Raw genomic sequence first — 20,806 nt, 5'->3', positions numbered from 1 at the left:
CCGCAACCGGACCCACCCCGCCTTCGACAGTTTTCCGGTGGCCGGTAGATCCACGCCATGCGTGGATGAGCGTGGAAATGATCGAAGTACGCTTCTGTAGAGTCGAGCCACGCTCGACTCCGTAGCCCATCAGCCGAGCATCGCTCGGCTCTACAGGAAGCGCATCGCGCCCGCGTCAAAACAACGTGCCCTGCACCGTAGGCTGTTCACTGCGCGTCGGTAATTCGATCACGTCTTCCGCACCCAGCCGCCAGGCCAGGCCACCCAATCGGCTGGCGTGGCGTTTCAACGCGGCCTGCAGCACCTCTGCGCTGCCCGCCACATGCAGCACCTGGCGGGCGCGGGTCAGGCCGGTGTAGACCAGTTCGCGCGACAGCACGCGGCTGTCCTGGCGTGGCAGCTGCAACCACACTTCATCGAACTCCGAGCCCTGTGCCTTGTGCACGGTCATCGCAAAGGCGCTTTCGTGCGCGGGCAGTGCGGCCGGGTGGAAGGCGCGCGGCTGCTCGACGCTGTCGCCGGGGAACCAGGCCACCATCGCGCCGCTGCCATCGCGCAGGCAGATGCCGATATCGCCGTTGAACAGGCGGTGCCGGTAGCTGTTCTCCGTCACCAGCAGCAGGCGACCCTGGAAGTAGCCCGGGGTGTTGCCGGCCAGCAGCTGTTCGATGCGGCTGTTGAGCCCGCGCGCACCCTGCGGGCCTTCGCGCAGCGCGGTCAGCACGCGCAGTCGCCCGGCCTGCTGCAGGGCAAGCACCGGATCGGCGGCGTCGGCCAACGCACGCCAATGGCCCAGCAGGTGCTCGCGCTGGCCGCGCAGTGGATCGGCTTCGCCTTCGTGGAAATGCACGCCGGCCAGTTCACCACTGCGCAGCAGCTGCAGCGCGGTACCGCTGTCGCCCTCGCGCACGGCATGGGCCAGCGGTGCCAGGTCCAGCGCATCGCTCTGCCGGTAACCGCGCTGCAACTGCACGCGGCGGCCAGCGAAGGCGCGCGGTGCGGCCTGTGGTTGCAGCGTGGCCGGAAGCAGCAGACCCTGCAGCGCCTGCGCGTCGTCGGCGCGGGTGCCGATGCCATCACCGCTGGCACGCAGGATCGCACTGAGTACGTCGCCGGCCTCCACCGACGGCAGCTGGTCGGGATCGCCGAGCAGGATCAGCCGCGTGCCGCTGGCGATCGCATCGACCAGCTTGGCCATCATCGGCAGATCGATCATCGAGGCTTCGTCGACCACCACCACGTCCACCGGCAGCGGGTTGTCGGCGTGGTGGCGGAAGCGTGGCGAATCCGGGATCACGCCGAGCAGGCGATGCAGGGTGGTGCCGGTACTGGGCAATGCCGCGCATAGCGCCGGGTCCACGCCGTTCTCCTGCAGGCGCTGCACGGCCAGACGCAGGCTCTCGGCCATGCGCTCGGCGGCGCGTCCGGTAGGCGCGGCCAGCGCCACTTCGGGCAGCGGCTGGCCGGCATGCCGGGCCTGCGCCGCCAGCAGCAGCAACAGGCGCGCGATGGTGGTGGTCTTGCCGGTGCCGGGGCCGCCAGTCACCAGCGCCAGCGGATGGCGCAGGGTCACGCCGGCGGCACGGGCCTGGTGATCCTCGCTGCCCGATGCCTGCGGGAACAGCTGCGCGAACAAGGGTGCCAGCGCTGCCATGTCCGGTGCCGGCAGCGGATGCCGGCCGATGCGCTGCAGCCCGGCGGCCAACTGCCGTTCGTACTCGCGGTAGCGGCGCAGGTAGAGCAGGCCGTTCTCCAGCACCAGCGGCGCATCCTCGGCGATGGCGTCGGCCTGCTCGGGTATAGCCACCCAAGGCGATGCGCGCAGTTGTGCCAGCCACTCCTGCGCGGCGGGCCACTCGGGCACCCCTTCCAGCAGGCGCTGCGGCTGCGCCGGATCGAAGCCGGCGTGGCCCTGCGCCACCGCCAGCGAGGCCAGCGCCGCCGCCAGCGCCACGCTCTCCGGCGTGTCGCCGCGCAGCCGCATCAGGCTGGTCGCCAACGCGTGGTCGAGGGTGCGCAGCAGGCCCTTCTGGTGCAGTTCCTTCAGCAGGCTCATGCGCTGGCCCCACGGGCACGTGCGGCCAGTTCGGCTTGGGCCTGTTCGCCACCGGCGAACAACGCATCCAGTGCATCTACCAGCGCCAGCGGGAAACGGTCCACATGCACACCGTTGCCGGTGCCATCGAGGCCGCGGCAGAACAGGTAGCGGATGCCGCCCATGTCACGCTCGTAGTCGTAGGCCGCGCCCAGGCGGAAGCGCAGCCAGCGATGCAGGGCCACGGTATAGATCAGCGCCTGCAGGTCGTACTCGCTGTGGCGCATGGCGATGGCCAGCAGGTCCGGGCTGTAGCCGGGCAGACGATTGGATTTGTAGTCGAGCACGTACCAGCGCCCGTCGCGCACGTAGGTCAGGTCGATCATGCCGGTCATCAGCCCTTCCAGGCGGCGGCGCTGGCCGAAGCCTCGACGACCACTGGAAACACCGTGGGCATGCAGCACCTGCAGCAGCGCCGGCACCGTGGTCGGCTCGATGGCGAAATGGAAGTCGATTTCCGCGCGCCGCTCGCCTTCGCCCAGGCTGTAAAGGGCGCCGCCTTCGGGCAGCGGCACGGTGAGCGTGTGGCCGACCAGCGGCACCAGCACGGCCACGCCATCGTCCAGGTCGACGTCGGCATAGCCTTCGTCGTGCAGCGCCTTGCGTAGCACCTCGGCTTGCCCCTCGGGCGCTTCCCGGCCCGGCTGCCAGTCACCCCAGGCAACGAAGTCGACGTTCTCCATCGCCTCGTGCAGCACATTGCCGAAGCGGCTGCCCATGAAGCGCGGGTCGATCGGCACGCTGTCTTCGACGGCCGCGGCGGGTTCCGGCAGCGCCGGTTCCAGCGGCAGCTCCGGGCCGGCCGGTTCGTCGGCGGCCGGTGCCGGCAGCTCGGTGGCGGCCGCTTCAATATCACTGCCAGCGCCCGCATCGGCATGCGCCAGCTGGGTGAAGCTGTACACCCACCAGTCATGCGGCACGCGCCGGGTCAGTGCACGTACCGCCGGCAGGTCGCCTTCCACTTCGGCCGCCAGCTGCGGCAGCGCGGCCGGTGCCTCGCTGTCATCAATATGCACATCGGCGTGCGCGCGCAGCGCCTGCAGGTCACCCAGCAGTGGCGCCAGACGCGTCCTGCCGAGCCCGGCCAGATCACCCACGGCGATCCACAGCGCATGCTCGGCGCGGGTCAGTCCCACATAGAGCAGGCGCGCATCCTCGGCACGCTGCTCGCGCTCACGCTGCGCGTTGGCCGCTTCCCAGGCCTCGTCCTTGTCCAGCTTCCAGTGCAGCTGGCGCTGGCCCCCAAAGTGCACGGTGCAGTGCGGGGCGGTGTTCGGCGCGCCGCCGTCGATGCCGACGAAGGGCAGGAACACCAGCGGATACTCCAGGCCCTTGCTCTTGTGCAGGGTGATGATCTGCACGCGGCGCGCATCCGACTCCAGGCGCAGGAGCTGCTGCTCGTCATCCTGGTCGGCACTGGCCATCTGCCCCTGCAGCCAGTCCAGCAGGCCATGCATGCCCAGCGCCTGCGCCGAAGCCTCCTGCAGCAGTTCACCCAGCTGCAGGTAATTGGTCAGGCGGCGCTCGCCATCGATCAGCGCCAGCAGGCGTTCACCCTGTGCGGCACAGACATCGGCAATCACTGCGAACGGTCCGCCGCGCTGCCAGCGCTCGCGCCAATGCAGCAGCTGTGCCTGGAACCCGCGTTGCAGGTCACCTTCGCGTTCCATTGCCGCGATCGCGCTGGCCCGCTGGCCAAGCAGCACGGTGGCCAGCGCTGCACGCAGGCGGCCTTCGTCGGCCGGTTGCAGCAGTGCCAGCAGCAGCGCACGAAGGTCGCGGGCTTCAGCAGTGGCGAACAGGCTCTGCTTGCCGGCCGCCACCGCGGGAATGCCGACCGCGGCCAGCGCACGCTGTACCAGGGTGGCCTCGCGATGCGAGCGCACCAGCACCGCGATATCACCGGGCTGCACCGGTCGCCCACGCAACACGGCATTTCCCGCGCGCGCATCGACCAGGATCTGGTGAATCGCGGCCACGCAGGCCTGGGTCGCCGCATCGCGCGAGGCATCGGCGCTCATCGCCTTGTCACCGCCACTGCGCAGCACGCGCAGGGTGAGTGCCTTGGCGGCCTGGCCGTCGCGCAGGTAGTCCGCATCGCTGCGCACGCCACCGGGCCGCACCGGCTCGAACCGGATGTCGCGTTCGAGGAAGGCGTCTTCGCCACCGTTGTCGTACAGCGCCTGCAACGCGCGCAACACAGACGGTCGCGAGCGGAAGTTCTGGTCCAGCACCGGCGCCTGCTGCGCCACCTGCTTGGCCTTCAGGTAGGTGTGGATGTCGCCACCGCGGAAACCGTAGATCGCCTGCTTGGGGTCGCCGATCAGGAACAGCGCCGGCGCCAGGCCGAGTTCGCGCACCTCCGGCGAATCGCCGAACACGGTGTGGAAGATGCCCCACTGGCGATCGTCGGTGTCCTGGAACTCATCGACCAGCGCGATGCGGTACTGCGCACGCAGTTGCCTGACCAGCGTCAGCCGCTGCGGGCCTTCCAGGGCGAGCGCTACGCCATCAATCAGATCGTCGTAGGTCTGTACCCGGCGCGTACGCTTCAGCGCCTGCAGGCGCTGCGTGGCTTCGGCGCGAAGCGTGTGCAGGAAATCCAGCGCGGTACCACGCAGCCAGGCATCGCGTTCGGCCAGCAGCGCGACATAGCGCGCCAACGGCGCCTGCAATGGCGACGACGGCGTGCGATCAGGGAATTTCTTGTTGGTCTTGTCGGCCAGCACCTCCGGCAGCAGTGCCGGCAGGCGATCGCTGGCCAGCAGCTCGCGCGGGTCGGCGCGCTCGGCCCAGGCCAGCAGCTGCCGGCCCAGCGCGTGCAGCCAGCCCAGCTTGTACGACACGCCGTTGAGCCACTTGTTGTCGACGGCATCGCAGAGGTCGATGAAGAACTGCTCGCCATGCTCGCGCACGCTTGCGGACAGGGCTTCCGCCGCGCTCTGCAATGCCGGGCGTGGATCGGCCAGCGCCGTCGGCCGTGGCAGCGGATGCAGCGGCGGTGTGCCCAGCAGCGCGCGCAGATCGGCGGCCAGCGCGTCGGGGCTGGACCACAGCCAGGTCAGCGGCTCCAGCGTGGCCGGGTCGTTGGCATGCACGCGCCACAGATCGGCCGCGAGCTCCTCCAGCAGTTCACGGTCGCTGGCCAGCAGTTCCGGCGGATCAAAGGTGTGGCCGCTTTCCAGCGCATGCTCGCGCAGCACGCGGGTACAGAAACCATGAATGGTGAAGATGGACGCCAGGTCGATCTCGTCTGCGGCCACCTGCAGGCGGCGTTTCAGTGCGGCGGCGCTCTCGGTGCCGCCCCGCAGATGGCGCTGCAGCACGTCGCGCGTCAATCGTACCTCCGGTGCTTCACCGTCGGCCGCTTCCAGGTCGACCAGGCGCGCGGCCAGCGCCAGGCGCTCGCGGATGCGCTTGCGCAGTTCCTGGGTGGCGGCATCGGTGAAGGTCACCGCCAGGATCTGGCCGATGCGCAGGCCCTGCTCCACCACCAGGCGGGTGAACAACGTGGCCAGGGTGAAGGTCTTGCCGGTGCCGGCGCTGGCTTCGATCAGCCGGATGCCCTCCAGCGACAGCGCCAGATAGGGATCGCGGCTGAGGGATTCGAGGCCGTCTTCGGCGATGGCGGTGTTCATGCGTCGCCCTCCTGGCGTGCTTCGGTGCCGAGAGCGCGGCCTTCGCGCACCGCGCTGAAGACCACCTGGCTGTTGCGCAGCAGGTCAGCGTAGCTGGCCTCGGTAGCGAACGGGTCGGCACCCCGCAGCAGCAGCTGCCAGGCGTCGCTGCTGGATTCACCCCAGCTGCGGTCGCTGCCGTGCCACTGCTTCCAGCCTTCGCTGCGCTGCTTTTCTGCTGGCGCGTTGTACAGCACCCAACCGGTGTACGGGGCAAAGCGCAGCGGCTCGCGCAGGCCACGCTGGCGCAGCTGCAGCAGCGCACGCAGCGCCGCACGTGCAGCGGGAACGCTCAGTGCCGGCAGTACATGCGGGCCGGGACCGGCGTCGCCGCCATCATGGAACTGCACAAGCGGCAGCGCGTCGCCCGCCGCGTTCGCCAGCAGCCAGTCCAGGCCGTGGCGGATCACTGCATTGCCATTGAGCGTGCCGGCACGCAAGCGCACCAGCCCTTCCGGATGCCGATCGGCCACGCGGCCATGCAGGCGCACGCCATCGATGTCCACTTCGTAGCGACGGCTTTCCAGTGGTTCGCCCTGCATCCAGCCCAGCAGCGCACTGGCATACGGGCGTGTCTTCAACTGCTCCACCTCGAACTGACGCTCGCCCAATGGACCCGACGGCAGCAGGCCACGCGCGCGCAGCCGCGGGTACAACGGCTCGGTATCGCCGCTGAGCGTGGCGCGCACTACCGCCGCCTGCACGCTGCGCTTTTCCGGCCCGCGCGAGGACAACACCAGCGGTTCCAGGTCATCCACCTCCTCGACCTCGTCGGCCAGGCGCAGGCCCAGCGACTGTGCGAGGAACTGCCCGGCCGGGTCGCACAGGAAGCGGCGCAGGGTATCGAGCGCGACCTCGCTTTCCACCGCATCGTCGGCCGGCGGCGGCAACGGTGCATCGAACCACGGCTGCAGGCCACCGCGCTGGCCGGTGAGGCGACCGGCGGCCGGATGCCACTGGCGGCGATAGCTGAAGCGACGCGGATCGCCATCGCCGAACGCCGCCGGTGAGAACGGCTGCAGTGCGTGGCGCACGGTGAAGTCGCGGACCGCCGCAGGCGGATCAAGGTGATACGCGGCGGCGGCATCGATCAGTTCGCTGACCAGCACCGACGGCTCGCGCACGCTGCCATCGCGCGGATCGGCGCCGAGATAGCTGAGATAGAACACCTCCTGCGCCGCGGCGAACAGCTGCAGGAACAGGAAGCGGTCATCCTCGCGGGTGGAGCGGTCGCCCGGACGGCGGCGCGGCGTATCCAGCTCGGCGGTGAGCTGGTTGAGACCGGCAGCGGGGTCACGGCGCGGGAAATCGCCATCATTGAGGCCGAGCACGCAGATTACCCGGAACGGCAGCAGGCGCATCGGCACCATGCGGCCGAAACTGATGCCACCGGTCAGCAGCGGTGCGCGCGTATCGGCCTCGCCCAGCGCGCCGGCGAAGTGCGCGCGCACCACCTCCGGCGGCACGCCTTCCTCGAAGCCGGCCTTGGCGGCATCTTCGGCGAACTGGTTGAGCAGCTTGCGCAGGCGCTCCAGCGCGCGCTGGCTGTTGGGGGAACTGGGCGCGGTGGGCAGCAGTGCATCCAGCAGCGACAGCAGGCGTTGCCGCCACTGCGCCGGGGTCAGCAGCTCGCCCAGTCGGCGCTGGTAGATCGCCAGCACGCGCAGCAGGCGCAGCAGCCGGTCCAGCGCGTCCAGCGCACCGCCTTCCAGTTCGATCCACGGCGCCACGCCGGCCAGGTCGGCCTCGCTGCCGGCGGCGTGGCCGAGTACCAGGCGATCCAGCGCGAACTGCCAGGTGTAGGCGTCGTCGGCCGGTGCCTGGTGCTGGTTGCGGTGTTTCGCATCCAGGCCCCAGCGTGCACCGGCCTGTTGCAGCCAGCCATGCAGGCGGTCGAAGTCCACCGCCTCCAGCCCGGCCGCCTCGGCCAGCGGCGCGCTGGCCAGCAGGTCCAGCACTTCGTTCAAGCCAAAGCGCGAGACCGGCAGGCCCAGCAGGTGCACGAACACATCGGCCAACGGCTCGCCGGCCAGCGGACTGCTGTCGGCCAGCGCATACGGAATGTGTTCCTCCTCGCCGCCGCGACCGCCGAACACCGCTTCCAGGTACGGCACGTAGGGATCGATGTCCGGTGCCAGCACCGCGATCTCGCGCGCCTGCAGCGGCGGGTCGAAGCGCGGGTCCTGCAGCAGGCTGCGCAGCTGGTCGTGCAGCACCTGCAGCTCGCGCAGGCGGGTATGGCAGGCATGCACCTGCAGGCTGGGGTCGTCGCTGCGCAGGCCGTCGCGCAGCTCGCCCGAGGGCAGCGCGCGGCGGTGGAACAGGTCACGCTGCAGGCGATGCAGCAGGCTGTCGGACAGGCCACCTTCGTCCAGCGTCGGCCGGGTGTCCTCCTCCGGATCGGAATAGGCGGCGATCTCGCCGGCCGGATGCACCACCTCGTAACTACCCAGCACCGCCATGAAGTCGCGCCCGGCCGCACCCCAGGCTTCCAGCAGGCGGTTCTCGCCGGCCGCTTCGCCGAAGGGGTCCGGTGCGCCGCTGCGCAGGCGCTCGGCCAGCGTCTGCAGGTCGCCCCAGTACGACTGCACTGGGGTAGGCATATAGAAATGCAGCTCGCCCACCCGCGCCTGGGTGGCCATCACCCGCAGCACGTCGGGCGAGATGTTGAGCGTTGCGAACGCAGACATGCGTGGTGGCAAGCCCTTCGGCAGCGGTTGGCCGGCACCTTCGAAACGGTCCAGGTATTCCTGGATGCGGCGGGCGCGGTAGTCGTGGCCCTGGGTGATGGTGCGCCACAGGATCGCCTGCGGGTCGGCAGGATCGGCACCGGCTGCCCAGCGCAGCAGCCAGTCACGGCGCCACGCCTGGTACTTCTCGAATACCGAGGCCAGCTCGCCGGCCAGCGCCCAGGGTTTCAACGCGTCACCGCCGGCAAGATAGGACTGCAGCGCACGCATCGGTGGCTGCGCCAGCAATGTCGGGTCGCGCAGGGCCTGGTACAGCTTCCAGTGCAGGCCGGCCGCGTCCAGATCGTCCTGCTCGCCGCTGACGTTGGCCTTCAGCGCGCGGGCCACGAACTCGCCCGGGGTGAGGAATTCGAGGTTGGCGGCGACACCGAATTCGGCGGCCAGTGTCGCTTGCAGCCAGCGGCGCATCGCCACCTGCGGGATCAACACCACTTCCGGCGCCAGCAACGGCTGGCCTGGCACCGGCGCACGCACGTTGCGCGCCAGCAGCGCGGCCAGCACGTCCAGCGAGTTGGAATGGTAGAGGCGGAAATCGCTGCCTGGGTCACTCATCATGCACAGTGTGCAGGACGGCAGGCAGTATTCAATGGTCGGCCCATCGACGGTACGGATTGTTCCGGGCTGCCGGCCGATTGTCCCGGCCTGCGCCACGCCCTGCCGTGCAACAATACTGCACCGTCCAGTCTGCTTATGTTCAGCCGGCTGGCCCGATCCTTCGATGTCTAAAAAACGTTAATGGTGCCCATGTCGGCTTCCACCTCCAGTCTGGTGCAGTTGTCCAACGTCCGCATCGACCGGAGCGGACGCACGATCCTGCGTGACGTGTCGCTGCAGGTGCCGCAGGGCAGCATCACCGCCGTGCTCGGCCCCTCCGGCAGCGGCAAGTCGACCCTGCTGGCGGCGCTGACCGGCGAACTGCGACCGGTGGCCGGCGACGTTACCCTGTTCGGCAAGCCGATCCCGCATGACAGCAGCGCGCTGCTGGAGATGCGCAAGAGCGTGGGCGTGCTGCTGCAGGGCAATGGTCTGCTGACCGACCTCACCGTGGCCGAGAACGTCGCCCTGCCGCTGCGTACGCATACCCGCCTGCCGGCCGCCGTGCTGCGCCGGCTGGTGGAGATGAAGCTGCATGCGGTGGGCCTGCTGGCCGCCGCCGACGCCTGGCCGCGCGAGCTGTCCGGCGGCATGGCGCGCCGTGTGGCGCTGGCCCGTGCGCTGGCGCTGGACCCGCCGCTGATGATCTACGACGAGCCGCTGACCGGGCTGGACCCGATCGCCTCCGGGGTGATCATGAGCCTGATCCAGCGCCTCAACCACAGCCTGGGCCTGACCAGCATCATCGTCAGCCACCACGTGCACGAGACCCTGCCGATCTGCGACCAGGTGATCGCCATCGCCAATGGCGGCGTCGTGTTCCAAGGGACGCCCGAGGCACTGCAGTCCAGCCAGGATCCGCTGCTGCGGCAGTTCCTGCATGGCCAGCCGGATGGCCCGATTCCGTTCGATGCCGCGCCACGCGCGAGGGTTGCCTGATGCCGTTCGTCCAAGCCACCCGCTCGCTGGGCCGCGCCGGGCTGTTCTCGCTGACCGTGCTGCGCGGTTCCCTGCCGACCCGTGATTTCCTGGCCGAACTGACCCGCGAGATCTACAAGATCGGCGCGCGCTCGCTGCCGATCATCGCCGTCGGTGGCGCCTTCGTCGGCCTGGTGCTGACCCTGCAGGGCTACCGCACGCTGACCACCTTCGGCGCGGCCGACGCGTTGTCGACCCTGCTTGGCCTGTCGCTGTACCGCGAACTGGCGCCGGTGCTGACCGCGCTGCTGTTCATCGGCCGCGCCGGCAGTTCGATCGCCGCCGAGCTGGGCCTGATGCGCGCCACCGACCAGATCAAGGCGCTGGAGCTGATGGCGATCGACCCGGTGGCCAAGGCCGTGGCGCCACGCTTCTGGGCGGCGGTGCTGACCGTGCCGCTGCTGACCGGCATCTTCTGCTCGCTGGCGATCAGTGCCAGCTACTTCGAGGCCGTGCACGTGCTGGGCCTGGACAATGGCGTGTTCTGGTCGGCGCTGCGCAACAGCGTCGATTTCTGGGATGACTTCGGCGTGGCGATGCTGAAGTCGGCGATCTTCGGCGGCACCGCCGCGCTGGTCGCCGCCTATGTTGGTTTCCATGCCGAGCCGACCATTGAAGGCACGTCGGTGGCGACCACCCGTGCAGTGGTCAACGCTTCGCTGCTGGTGCTGATGTTCAACTTCGTTCTGTCGGCAATGTTGTTCACCTAACCCCTCCACCGGCGGTGCGCAGGCGCGCGCGGCCACCACGACTCGATCAGGTAATCCACATGGCCATCCGCGGTCCCAGACTCGAATTCTCCGTCGGCGCTTTCCTGCTGCTGGCCCTGGCCTCGCTGATGGTGCTGGCGGTGGCCTCGACCAACCAGCGCTGGAGCTGGGGCAGCCAGGGCTACGAGCTGAAGGCGCGCTTCTCCCAGGTCGGCCAGCTGCGCAAGCAGGCGCCGGTGAAGATCGGCGGCGTCACCGTCGGCCAGGTCGCCTCCATCGACCTGGACCCGGTGAAGTTCGAATCGATCGTGACCCTGCGCATGGACAGCAAGGTCAAGGACCTGCCGGCGGACACCTCGGCCGGCATCTTCACCAGTGGTTTGCTCGGCGAGAGCTATATCGGACTGCAGCCGGGCGGTGATCCGGACGTGCTGAAGGCCGGCGACGAAATTGTCTTCACCCAGCCGGCGGTTGACCTGATCCAGCTGGTCGGCAAGTACATGTTCAGTGGCGGCGCCGGTGGCGGCGCTGCTCAGAAGCCCAACGATGGCGCGCAGGCGCCTGCAACGGAACCGCAACCATGAAGATGAAACTGATCCCGGCCCTGCTCGCCTCGGCGCTGCTGGTGGCTACTCCGTTCCTCGCCCAGGCCCAGGCCGCCGCCCCCGCCGCTGCCGCGGCGCAGGGCCAGGCCGGCAAGGTGGTGATCGATGCCAGCACGCGCATCCTCACCACCCTGCAGCAGCGCAGGAGCGAATTCGGCAGCAACCCGGCCAGCCTGCGCAACTACATCGACAGCGAACTGAACCGCACCTTCGACCGCGACTATGCCGCGCGCCTGGTGCTGGGCCCGCACGCCCGTGGTGCCTCGGATGCCGACATCAAGCTGTTCGCCGATGCCATGGCCGACAGCCTCATGCAGCGCTACGGTTCGACCCTGCTCAACATCCAGGGCAAGCCGAGCTTCCGCCTGAAGGGTGAAAGCCCGCTGCCGGGCAACCGCGGCGTGCGCGTGAGCACCGAGCTGGTGCGTGCCGGCAGCGAGCCGACCCCTGTCGAGTACTGGATGCGCAACGTGAACGGCCAGTGGAAGATCTTCGACGTCAACATCGAAGGCATCTCCTACGTGCAGACGTTCCGCAACCAGTTCGACACCCCGCTGCGCCAGAAGGGCATCAAGCAGGTGGCCAGCGAGCTGCACAGCGGCAGCATGCAGGCCGGGCCCGCGGGCAATGGCAAGTAACGCACTGGCGCTGCTGGAAGGCGACACCCTGCGCCTGCGCGGGGTGCTCGACCGCGCTGCGGTGATCGCGCTATGGCCGCAGCTGCAGGCCCTGCCGGCAAAGCTGGCACGGCTGGATCTGGCTGAGGTCGAACGCGTGGACAGCGCCGGCCTGGCCCTGCTGGCCGAGCTGGCGGCACGTGCGCGCAAGGCCGGCCATCCGCTGGTGATCACCGGCGCGCCGGCTGGCTACAACGAACTGAGCGCGGCCTACCGGCTGTCGCCCAACCTGGATTTCAACGCTACTTCTGCTGCGAGCTGACATGAACGTCGTGCGCACTCTCCCCCTGATCGTCCTGGCCACCGCCCTCACGGCCTGTGCCGGCAAGCCCGCGCGCAGCGATGCACCGGCAGCCAGCACCGTGGTCCCGGCCAGTTCTTCCACCTCGCCCGCCGTCGCGGCCACCGATGCCGGCACGGCTGACGCTGCTCCGGTCGCGCCGGTGGCCAATCCGCCGGCTGCTGCCGCATCGTCGCCGGCTGCTCCCACCGACAGCGGCGACGGCAGCGCGGCGAAGACCTCAGCCGCCACCGCGCCCGGTGGCGATGACGACTTCGATGCCCTCTATGGCGGTGCCGGCAACACCACCAACGCAGCGGCCTACGATCCGTGGGAACCGTTCAACCGCAAGGTGCACAAGTTCAACAACGCGGTCGACCGCGGCGTCGCGCGTCCGCTGGCCACCGCCTATACCCACGTGGTGCCGCGCTTCGCCCGCACCGGCGTCAGCAACTTCTTCAGCAACCTGCGCGCGCCGGTGACCATCACCAACCAGCTGCTGCAGGGCCGCGGTGCCGATGCATGGGACAGCCTCGGCCGCTTCCTGATGAACAGCACGCTGGGCATCGGTGGCCTGTTCGATCCGGCCAGCAAGGCGATGGTGCCGCGCCGCAATGAGGACTTCGGCCAGACCCTGGGTGCCTGGGGCTGGCGTCGTTCGCGCTACGTGGAACTGCCGTTCTTCGGCCCGCGTACCGTGCGCGACGTGTTCGGCCTGGCCGGCGACATTCCGCTGTCGCCGATCCGCCGTATCGAAGAGGACAAGGTCCGCATCGGCCTGCAGGGCCTGCAGCTGGTCGATACCCGCGCGCAGCTGCTGGCGATCGACGACCTGCGTGACACTGCCGTGGACGAGTACTCGCTGGTGCGCGATGCATGGATGCAGCGTCGCAACTACCAGATCGAGAACGATCTGCGCAGCAAGCGCGAGCGTGGCCACGACGACGCCAATTCGCCGATCCCGGTCGATGCGATGCCGATGCCGCAGTGGACGCACTGAGTCCTTTCAGCGACGCATGAAAAACCCCGCCTCGGCGGGGTTTTTCTTTGGCGCCGTGGGTGGGGTCGGAGCCCTTTCCCGTGGAAAGGGATCCGACCCCGGCCGATCAGGCAGCCAGCGCGGCTTCAATGGCTTCGCGCAGGCGCGCGTCGTCAGCCGCCACGTCCGGGGCGAAGCGGGCGATGACCTTGCCGTCGCGGCCGACCAGGAACTTCTCGAAGTTCCACAGCACCGCCGGCGCTGCGTGGATCGGAATCTCCTTGCTGGCCAGGCGCTCGCGCAGCGGGCCTTCGCCGATCGACTGCGGCTGAGCAGCGGTCAGCTGCTGGTACAGCGGGTGGGTGTCGTCACCGGCCACGCTGATCTTGGAGAACATCGGGAAACTGACATCGTAGGTGAGCTGGCAGAACTGCTGGATCTCCGCTTCGCTGCCCGGCTCCTGGCCGAGGAAGTTGTTGGCCGGGAAGCCCAGCACTTCCAGGCCCTGTGCGTGCTTTTCCGCATACAGCGCCTGCAGGCCTTCGTACTGCGGGGTCAGGCCGCACTTGGAGGCGACGTTGACCAGCAGCAGTACCTTGCCCTGGTAGTCGGCAAGCGAGGACGGCTGGCCGTCGATGGTGGTGAGGGAAATGTCCTGGATCGAAGTGCTCACGCGGGGGCTCCGGCAACAGCGGGGAATGGCCCACCAGCATAGCGCCGCGCGATGTCGGTCGTGCCGGCCGCTGGCCGGCAATCGTGCGATCGTTCGCAAGGGTTCATGAGGCTGCCGGCCAGCGGCCGGCACTACGATCAGTCCACGCAGATCATGCCCTGCGCCTTGCCCTCATCAATGCGCTGGCGGCAGCCGAAGTTCTGGCGGGCATCGCGCTGGCAGGTGCCGGTGGCGGGGCTGCCAACCGCCACTTCGCCGCCGGCAAGGCACTGGCCCGTGCAGTCGCTCTTGCGGCTGCAGGCCTTGCCGGCATCGGCGTAGGGAATCACGCACTGTTCGCGCTGCAGCCGGCCCAGCCGCTGCAGGGTGCCGCCAGCGGCCTGGCAGTCCACATCGCGCGCTTCGCGGTAGGCCTCGGCCGCTTCGGGACTGGTGGCTGCGGCGGGTGCCGCCGCCGGATTGGCAGCCGGCGGTGCGCTGCTGCAGGCGACAAGCAGCGCGGTCAGGATGAGACTGGTGCAGAGGCGCAGGCGCATGGCGTTACCTGATCCAGTAGGACAGGCCGCCAGCATACGCATCGACCATGCAGGCGGCGTGTCGACGTAGCTCAGGCTTCGTCGCCGTCGTCGCCTTCGTTGCCTTCGTCCTCGGCCGTGGCATCAGCATCGGCCAAGCCGCCCAGCAGGGATTGCGCCTGCTCTGACGCCAGCGACTCCACGCCGCGCAGGCGCCGTTCGATGGTGCGCGTCTTGCGGCTGGCTTCGCCGATGCTGCGGCCGACCGTGGTGATCTGCTTCTCGGCCTTCTCGAGAATGCCGGCGAACTTGCCGAACTCGCTCTTCACCGCACCCAGCAGGCTCCACACCTCGCTGGAACGCTGCTCGATGGCCAGCGTGCGGAAGCCCATCTGCAGGCTGTTGAGCAGCGCGGTGACCGTGGTCGGTCCAGCCACCACCACGCGGTGCTCGCGCTGCAACAGGTCGACCAGGCCCGGGCGCCGGATCACTTCGGCATACAGGCCTTCGGTGGGCAGGAACATCACCGCGAAGTCGGTGGTGTGCGGCGGCGCGATGTACTTGTCGCAGATCGACTTGGCCTGCACGCGCACCGCGCGTTCAAGCTGGATGCCCTGCAGGCGCACGCCCTCGGCGTCACCCTGTTCCTGCGCGTCGAGCAGGCGCTCGTAGTCCTCGCGCGGGAACTTGGAGTCGATCGGCAGCCACACCGGCGTGTCGTCACTGCTGCGGCCCGGCAGGCGCACCGCGATATCGACCATCTCGCCACTGTCCGGGCGTACCTTCACTGCCCGCGCGTACTGTTCCTGGGTGAGCGTCTGTTCGAGGATGTTCTCCAGCTGTACTTCGCCCCAGCTGCCACGGTTCTTGACGTTGGTCAGCACACGCTTGAGATCGCCAACGCCGGTGGCCAGCTGCTGCATCTCGCCAAGACCGCGCTGCACCTGTTCCAGGCGCTCGGAAACCAGCTTGAAGGAGTTGCCCAGGCGTGTTTCCAGCGTCGACTGCAGCTTTTCGTCCACGGTGTGGCGCATCTGCTCCAGCTTCTGCGCATTGTCGTTCTGCAGCGCGCGCAGCTGCTCTTCCAGCGTGGCGCGCATCTCGGCGATGCGCTGTTCGTTGCGCTGGGTCAGTTCCTGCAGGCGCAGGCCAAGGCTTTCGGTCAGGCGCTGCTGCGACTGCGCACCTTCCTCACGACCCTTGCGCGCATCGTCCACCAGGGTCTGGCGCAGCGCGCCCAGCTGGGTATCGGTCCGCCCGGTGAGTTCCTGCAGCTGCTGGCCGAAGGCGTGGATGCGCGCTTCCTGCTGCTGCCCGAAGGTTTCCAGCTGGACGCGCAGTTCCTGCAGGCGCTGCCCCATGAGCGCGGCGCCACGCTGCTGGCTCTCCGCCGCCTCGGCACGCGCCTTGCGGGCGTCCTCGCCCAGCGCCTCGCGCAGCAGGTCCAGGCGCTGGTCGGTGCGGGTGGACAGATCGGTCAGCGCGCGGGCAAAGCCATCGAGCTGTTCGCGCAGCTCGCTGCGCCCGGCGCGCGCCTCCTCACGCACCGCCTGTTCGAGGCGGTCGTGCGGCGGGCGGCGCAGCAGGGCGACAAGCTGCAGGATGAGCACGGCCAATAGAAGGCCGCCAATGAGCAGATATTCGGTTTGCATGGGGCAAGTGTAGGCTGGCGGAGTCTCAGCTGCTGCGCCAGAACCATGCTCGCTCTGTACGGAAAGCCCACCTCCATCAACGTGCGCAAGGTGCTGTGGCTGTGCGCGGGGCTGGATCTGCCCCTGCGCCACGAGCCTGCGCCACCCGCGGACCTGCTGGCCGCACTGAATCCGAACCGGCAGGTACCGGTGCTGCGCGATGGCGACTTCGTGCTGTGGGAGTCCAACAGCATCTGCCGCTACCTGGCCGCCCGCGCCGGCCGTGACGACCTGCTGCCCGCAGCAGCGCAGGCCCGGGCCCGGGTGGAGCAGTGGATGGACTGGCAGGCCAGCGACCTCAACAGCGCCTGGCGCCATGTGTTCATGGCGCGCGTGCGCCAGCATCCGGACTACCCGGACGATGCCCGTGCCGAGGCCAGCCTGGCGCAGTGGAACCGGCTGATGGGTGTGCTTGAAGCCCAGCTGGCCGCCACCGATGCCTACGTGGCGGGCGACACCTTTACCCTCGCCGATATCGTGCTGGGGCTGTCGACCCAGCGCTGGCGCAGCACACCCGGCCACAAGCCCGCACTGCCACACCTCGCGGCGTGGTTCGAACGCCTGCGCCAGCAGCCCGGTTTCGCCGAACACGTCGACAACGGCGTGGCCTGAGGCAGGGGTCAGATCCCTTTCCCAACGGGAAAGGGATCTGACCCCGAGGACGCGGGAACAACCAGCGTTACCAGCCTTCCAGCACGATCTTGCCCTTGGCGCGGTGACTCTCCAGCAGCGCATGCGCGCGCCGCAGGTTGGCCGCGTCGATGCGCCCGAAATGCTCGCCCAGCGTTGTCTGCAGCACGCCGGCATCGATCAGCTCGGCCACCCGGTTCAGCAGGTCGTGCTGGCGCTGCATGTCCGCGGTCTTGTACAGCGGGCGGGTGAACATCGACTCCCAGTGCAGCGACAGTGCCTTGCGCTTGAGCGCCATCACGTCCACCTGGCCCGGATCGTCGATCAGGCCGAACTGGCCCTGCGGCGCCAGCAGCTCCACGATCTGCGCGTAGTGCTGGTCGGAGTGGGTCAGGCTGGCCACGTGCTGCACCTCGCTGATGCCCAGCCGTGCCAGTCCCTCGGCCAGCGGCAGGCGGTGGTCGATCACGTGGTGTGCGCCCATCGCATACACCCAGTCCTGGGTGTCCGGGCGCGATGCGGTGCCGATCACCGTCAGTTTCGTCAGCTTCCGCGCCAGCTGCACCAGGATCGAACCGACACCGCCAGCAGCACCGATCACCAGCAGGGTCTGGCCTTCACCGCCGCCCTCCGGAATGCGCAGGCGGTCGAACAGCAGCTCCCAGGCCGTGATCGCGGTCAGTGGCAGCGCGGCGGCGGCCGCATCGTCGAGACTGGCCGGCTTGCGGCCGACGCTGCGCTCGTCCACCAGCTGGTACTCGGCATTGCTGCCCGGGCGGTCGATCACGCCGGCGTAGTAGACCGCGTCGCCAGGCTGGAACAGGGTGACCTCGCTGCCCACCGCGTCGACGATGCCGACCGCGTCCCAGCCCAGCACGCGCGGGCCGTCGGTGGCCACGCCGCGGCGGACCTTGGTGTCGACCGGGTTCACCGCCACCGCGCGCACCGCCACCCGCAGGTCGCGTGGGCCGGGCTGCGGCAGTTCCAGTTCGATATCGATCAGGGCCCGGGTGTCGTCGATCGGCAGGCCGGCGTGGGTGTAGGCAATGGCGCGCATGGCAGCGGTCCAGTGGGGAAGGAGTGCACAGGTTGCGCCGCGCACGGTCGCTCAGAAAGGCGCAGAATCGGGCAGCACTTTCACTCCGGCAATGAAGATGATCCGCTTCGACGACCTGCAGTTGTTCGTCCGCACGGCCGCACTGGGCAGCTTCTCCCAGGCGGCCCGCGAGGCCGATCTGTTACCCGGACAGGTCGCTGCAGCCGTGGCGCGGCTGGAACGCGAACTGGACCTGCGCCTGTTCGTGCGTACCACCCGCAGCCTGCGCCTGACCGGCGAGGGCGCGCTGTACCTGCCGTATGCGCAGGAGGTGCTGGCTACCCTGCGCGAAGGGCGGGCCCGCGTGCAGGGCGAGGACGCCGAACTGCATGGCACGCTGCAGCTGTCGGCGCCGTCGGACTTTGGTCGCAACCTGCTGCTGCCGTGGCTGACCGCGTTCCGAGCCGCGCATCCACGGCTGCGCCTGCACCTGCGGCTGTCCGATGAAGTGGCCGACGTGTTCCGCGATCCGGTCGATGTGGCGATCCGCATCGGCCACTTCGACGACGCCAGCTACGTGGCCCTGCCCCTGCTCGAAGGCAACCGTCGTGTGCTCGCGGCTTCGCCCGATTACCTGCAGCGACGGGGCACGCCGGTGCGCCTGGACGAACTGCGCGAGCACGATTGCCTGGTCTACCAGCTCAGTGGCCGCGCCTACGATCGCTGGTCGTTCGAGGTCGAAGGGCGCCGCACCGTGATCCCGGTGCGCGGCCCGCTGGTCTGCGACGACGCCGACGTGGTGCGGCGCTGGGCGGTGGCCGGCGAAGGCATCACCTACAAATCCTGGCTGGACCTGCGCGAAGACGTGCTGGCCGGACGCCTGCAGCTGCTGCTCGACGGCGTCGGCAGCCACATTCCGCTGCAGCTGGTGTGCCCGCACCGCAAGCAGTTCTCGCCGGCGGTGCGGCAGCTGCATGCGCAGCTGCGCCAGCACCTGCAACCGCTGCTGTCTGGCATGCCCGATGGACTCCCCCACCCCCTGTCGCCCACCCCGGTGCTGGCCGACAATGGCAGCCCCCCGTAAGAGAGAACACCGCCATGCCGTGGATGGGCATCCAGGACCTGTGGACGTTTCTGGTCGCTGTGCTGGTGTTTCTCGCCCTGCCCGGCCCCGGCACCTTCACCCTGCTGACCGCCACCGGCCGTGGCGGCGTGCGCGGCGGCTACACCGCACTGGCCGGCCTGCTGGTCGGTGACCAGATCCTGATGTGGCTGGCGCTGGCCGGTGTCGCCGCACTGCTGAAGGCCAACCCCTTGGTCTTCCACGCTGTGCAGTACCTGGGTGCGGCCTACCTGGTATGGGTGGGCATCAGCCTGCTGCGCACGCCGAAGCACGAGGGCGGTGACGCCGGCCCGATCCGCATGCAGCCGGGCCGCTACTTCCAGCAGGCGATCCTGGTCAGCCTGCTCAACCCGAAGGCGATCCTGTTCTACATGGCCTTCCTGCCGCTGTTCATCGATCCGAAGGCGCACCAGGGCATCGCCACCTTCGCGGCCCTGGCCGGCATCATCCTGGTGGTCAGCATCGCCTACTGCTCGATGCTGATCGGTGTGGGCAACCTGGCCCGCCGCCGGTTGATCCAGCATCCGCGCATCAGCGATGCGCTGCGCCGGGTGGCCGGCCTGTTCCTTGTCGGGTTCGGCATCCGGTTGGGGTTGAACGGATGAAGGCCTGGCTGGCAACCGCGGTCGCACTACTGCTCGCCGGCACCGCCTCTGGCACCACCGTGCAGGACCATCGCTGCCTGAGCGGCGGTCGCAATGACAGCATCCACCTGGAATGGCGCTGGCTGAAAGACGGCCGGGCCGATGTGCGCTACGCCGGGCAGCGCGAGCGCCTGCCCCTGCACCGGATCTCGATGGAGACCACGGTGCTGGCCGAAGATCGCCCGTACCAGTTCGACAGCGTCTGGGAAGAACGCATCGACGGACGCCTCAACGGCCGCTACCTGCTGAGCACGCAGGGTGCCCTGGTGCTGGATCTGCGTTACGAACGCGCCCGCGATGGCCGCAGCACCACCTTCCACGACGACCCCGAAGCCTGGCAGGAAGACGGCTGCCGCTGGCCCGGCAGGGTGGCTGAGTGAGCACCATCGACGACGACACCCTGCTGGAGCGCAGCTGGGAGTATCGGGAGGAGACGCTGTACCGGCGGTTGTTCGGCGATACCGGACCGGGGATCTACCCCCTCGACATGGATCTGCTGCGCAACGTCTTCAAGCAGGAGCAGATCGACCCGCGCTGGCTGCATGTCGGCGTCAATGCGTGCCCTCCGCACGGTGATCGACGGCACTGGATCTATGTCAGCACCGGCCTGTCCAACCCCTGGGAAGGGCGGCACGAAGATGGAGATTCGGGGTGGGGCATCGAACTGATGCTTGAGACGCAGGATGAAGCGACGTGGGCGCTGACCACCTTGCGCTGGTTCACCGCGTACCACCTGCTGCTGTGCCACTCGCGCATGCCCGGCAATCCGTTGGCGCCATGGGACAGGCTGAAGCTGGGGGGGCCGGTGGATCACGCAGGGAGCATGCTGCAGGCGGCCGTCTTCGTTCCGTCATTGCACTTTCCGGGACCCCAGCAACTGCCATCGGGACGATTCGACTTCCTGCAGCTGCTGCCGTTGACCCTGGACGAGCACGCGTTCGGCCGCGCGCATGGCTTCGAAGTGCTGGTGGCCCAGTTGAGAACCCAAGGTGCGGCGCCGGTGATCGATCCGCAGCGGGTCAGCATCGATCTGGCCCCTGCTCTCGTACTTCAATCGCCTCCGGGCTCGCCTTGAGGGATCGAATCATTTCGAACCCTGCCAGCATTTGTGCCGATTCCGGCAGCGTGGCCGGGGTGCAGCGCGCGCCC

At 68.9% G+C, this 20,806-nt stretch carries 18 protein-coding genes; 11 read left to right on the top strand and 7 right to left on the bottom strand.

All coding sequences use genetic code 11. The features are described 5' to 3' along the window. Nucleotides 1-175: 175 nt before the first annotated feature. Genes recD through recC form a run of 3 tightly spaced genes read right to left on the bottom strand, consistent with a single transcriptional unit; the run spans nucleotide 176 to nucleotide 9,077 of the window. Nucleotides 176-2,056, bottom strand: a complete 1,881-nt coding sequence (recD, locus tag AC5P5R_RS17345) for an exodeoxyribonuclease V subunit alpha (protein WP_100438166.1) — start codon at nucleotides 2,054-2,056, stop codon at nucleotides 176-178. Beyond that, the gene (gene recB, locus AC5P5R_RS17340) at nucleotides 2,053-5,733 is read right to left on the bottom strand and encodes an exodeoxyribonuclease V subunit beta (protein ID WP_100438165.1); all 3,681 of its coding nucleotides are present in this window, start codon (nucleotides 5,731-5,733) and stop codon (nucleotides 2,053-2,055) included. The genes recD and recB overlap by 4 nt, the downstream gene beginning before the upstream one ends. Continuing rightward, nucleotides 5,730-9,077 (bottom strand): exodeoxyribonuclease V subunit gamma, encoded by a 3,348-nt coding sequence (gene recC, locus AC5P5R_RS17335; RefSeq protein ID WP_099474211.1) that lies wholly within the window; start codon nucleotides 9,075-9,077, stop codon nucleotides 5,730-5,732. Before recC ends, recB begins: the two co-directional genes overlap by 4 nt. A 189-nt stretch (nucleotides 9,078-9,266) precedes the next feature. On the opposite strand from recC, the gene AC5P5R_RS17330 reads away from it, so the two are divergent. From AC5P5R_RS17330 to AC5P5R_RS17305, 6 genes are read left to right on the top strand one after another with little or no spacing between them, the layout of a single operon-like run. Then, nucleotides 9,267-10,055: an ABC transporter ATP-binding protein gene (locus AC5P5R_RS17330; protein ID WP_005411704.1), complete on the top strand. Its 789-nt coding sequence runs from the start codon at nucleotides 9,267-9,269 to the stop codon at nucleotides 10,053-10,055. After that, nucleotides 10,055-10,804, top strand: a complete 750-nt coding sequence (locus AC5P5R_RS17325) for an MlaE family lipid ABC transporter permease subunit (protein ID WP_005414955.1) — start codon at nucleotides 10,055-10,057, stop codon at nucleotides 10,802-10,804. The genes AC5P5R_RS17330 and AC5P5R_RS17325 overlap by 1 nt, the downstream gene beginning before the upstream one ends. Nucleotides 10,805-10,863: 59 nt before the next feature. After that, complete coding sequence (mlaD, locus tag AC5P5R_RS17320) at nucleotides 10,864-11,388, top strand: outer membrane lipid asymmetry maintenance protein MlaD (RefSeq protein WP_005411706.1); 525 nt, start codon at nucleotides 10,864-10,866, stop codon at nucleotides 11,386-11,388. Beyond that, nucleotides 11,385-12,047, top strand: coding sequence for an MlaC/ttg2D family ABC transporter substrate-binding protein (locus AC5P5R_RS17315; RefSeq protein ID WP_049417748.1), 663 nt, complete (start codon nucleotides 11,385-11,387; stop codon nucleotides 12,045-12,047). The genes mlaD and AC5P5R_RS17315 overlap by 4 nt, the downstream gene beginning before the upstream one ends. Continuing rightward, nucleotides 12,037-12,348 (top strand): STAS domain-containing protein, encoded by a 312-nt coding sequence (locus tag AC5P5R_RS17310; protein WP_005414956.1) that lies wholly within the window; start codon nucleotides 12,037-12,039, stop codon nucleotides 12,346-12,348. Before AC5P5R_RS17315 ends, AC5P5R_RS17310 begins: the two co-directional genes overlap by 11 nt. A 1-nt stretch (nucleotide 12,349) precedes the next feature. Continuing rightward, on the top strand, nucleotides 12,350-13,366 hold the full coding sequence (locus tag AC5P5R_RS17305; RefSeq protein ID WP_005414957.1) for an MlaA family lipoprotein: 1,017 nt from the start codon (nucleotides 12,350-12,352) through the stop codon (nucleotides 13,364-13,366). A 106-nt stretch (nucleotides 13,367-13,472) separates the two neighbouring features. On the opposite strand, the gene AC5P5R_RS17300 is transcribed toward AC5P5R_RS17305, so the two are convergent. The 3 genes from AC5P5R_RS17300 to AC5P5R_RS17290 form a co-directional block, all read right to left on the bottom strand. Continuing rightward, nucleotides 13,473-14,018, bottom strand: a complete 546-nt coding sequence (locus AC5P5R_RS17300) for a glutathione peroxidase (RefSeq protein ID WP_005411710.1) — start codon at nucleotides 14,016-14,018, stop codon at nucleotides 13,473-13,475. Nucleotides 14,019-14,155: 137 nt separating this feature from the next. Next, a complete protein-coding gene (locus AC5P5R_RS17295; RefSeq protein WP_005411711.1) occupies nucleotides 14,156-14,554 on the bottom strand; it encodes a hypothetical protein in 399 nt (132 codons plus the stop codon). A gap of 71 nt (nucleotides 14,555-14,625) precedes the next feature. Beyond that, the gene (locus AC5P5R_RS17290) at nucleotides 14,626-16,185 is read right to left on the bottom strand and encodes a DNA recombination protein RmuC (RefSeq protein WP_100438164.1); all 1,560 of its coding nucleotides are present in this window, start codon (nucleotides 16,183-16,185) and stop codon (nucleotides 14,626-14,628) included. Nucleotides 16,186-16,230: 45 nt separating this feature from the next. On the opposite strand from AC5P5R_RS17290, the gene AC5P5R_RS17285 reads away from it, so the two are divergent. Next, nucleotides 16,231-16,836, top strand: coding sequence for a glutathione S-transferase family protein (locus AC5P5R_RS17285; protein WP_049395266.1), 606 nt, complete (start codon nucleotides 16,231-16,233; stop codon nucleotides 16,834-16,836). Between the two features lie 67 nt (nucleotides 16,837-16,903). On the opposite strand, the gene AC5P5R_RS17280 is transcribed toward AC5P5R_RS17285, so the two are convergent. After that, nucleotides 16,904-17,911, bottom strand: coding sequence for a zinc-binding alcohol dehydrogenase family protein (locus AC5P5R_RS17280; protein ID WP_049395267.1), 1,008 nt, complete (start codon nucleotides 17,909-17,911; stop codon nucleotides 16,904-16,906). A 91-nt stretch (nucleotides 17,912-18,002) separates the two neighbouring features. Here AC5P5R_RS17280 and AC5P5R_RS17275 point away from each other — a divergent pair, with 91 nt between their 5' ends. The 4 genes from AC5P5R_RS17275 to AC5P5R_RS17260 are packed head-to-tail and all read left to right on the top strand — an operon-like array spanning nucleotide 18,003 to nucleotide 20,732. Beyond that, nucleotides 18,003-18,974, top strand: coding sequence for a LysR family transcriptional regulator (locus AC5P5R_RS17275; RefSeq protein WP_049395268.1), 972 nt, complete (start codon nucleotides 18,003-18,005; stop codon nucleotides 18,972-18,974). A 14-nt stretch (nucleotides 18,975-18,988) separates the two neighbouring features. Then, entirely contained in the window at nucleotides 18,989-19,618 is a 630-nt protein-coding gene (gene leuE, locus AC5P5R_RS17270; RefSeq protein ID WP_005411716.1) for a leucine efflux protein LeuE, read from the top strand. Then, complete coding sequence (locus AC5P5R_RS17265; protein ID WP_005411717.1) at nucleotides 19,615-20,037, top strand: hypothetical protein; 423 nt, start codon at nucleotides 19,615-19,617, stop codon at nucleotides 20,035-20,037. Before leuE ends, AC5P5R_RS17265 begins: the two co-directional genes overlap by 4 nt. Further along, the gene (locus tag AC5P5R_RS17260; RefSeq protein ID WP_005411718.1) at nucleotides 20,034-20,732 is read left to right on the top strand and encodes a suppressor of fused domain protein; all 699 of its coding nucleotides are present in this window, start codon (nucleotides 20,034-20,036) and stop codon (nucleotides 20,730-20,732) included. Before AC5P5R_RS17265 ends, AC5P5R_RS17260 begins: the two co-directional genes overlap by 4 nt. The last annotated feature ends 74 nt before the right edge of the window (nucleotides 20,733-20,806 follow it).

Source organism: Stenotrophomonas sp. YJH_SMC_19 (genome assembly GCF_059367915.1).
Note: the sequence above shows the minus strand (reverse complement) of the source record. Positions and strands in the feature narration are given on the sequence as shown.